This window comes from Rhizobium redzepovicii (assembly GCF_019793435.1).
GTDB classification, from domain to species: domain Bacteria; phylum Pseudomonadota; class Alphaproteobacteria; order Rhizobiales; family Rhizobiaceae; genus Rhizobium; species Rhizobium redzepovicii.
This window is the reverse complement of record NZ_JAILYH010000082.1, coordinates 1-441: the sequence shown is the minus strand read 5'-3', so window position 1 is coordinate 441 and position 441 is coordinate 1. Positions and strand designations below refer to the sequence as shown.

The 441-nt window shown below is 61.5% G+C and carries 1 protein-coding gene; it reads right to left on the bottom strand.

Annotated elements, in window-relative coordinates; translation table 11 throughout:
* A partial coding sequence (locus tag K6N12_RS33670; RefSeq protein WP_281424338.1) for a hydantoinase/oxoprolinase N-terminal domain-containing protein occupies positions 1-441 on the bottom strand: 441 nt, incomplete at both ends.

Sequence of the window (441 nt, the reverse complement as noted above, 5' to 3'; positions counted from 1 at the left end):
GCGGATGCCCTTCTCCTTCAGGCGTCCGGCGATTTCGCGCACCGTCTCTTCCTCGAGCTCGGTCATGACGGAACCGTCGGCTGCGATACGCTCCTTGGCGCCGAAGCTGTTTGCACGGGTAACCAGCGGGTCGGGATATTTGATGTTCAGGTCGTAGAGGTCGTAGCGTCCTTCGTTGCGGATACGCAGCATGTCCTGAAAGCCGTCGGTGGTGACGAAGCCCGTCTCGACGCCCTTGCGCTCGAGGACCGCGTTGGTGACGACGGTGGTGGCGCCCAGCACCTGAAGGTTCTCGATGGCGATGTTGCCGGCGAATTTTTCCAGCAATTCGGACACACCCTGTACGACTGCTTCCGCCGGGTTCTTCGGCGTGCTCAGGACCTTGTGAAGGTGAAGGTCGCCCTTGTCGTCCAGGAGCGCGAAGTCGGTAAAGGTACCGCC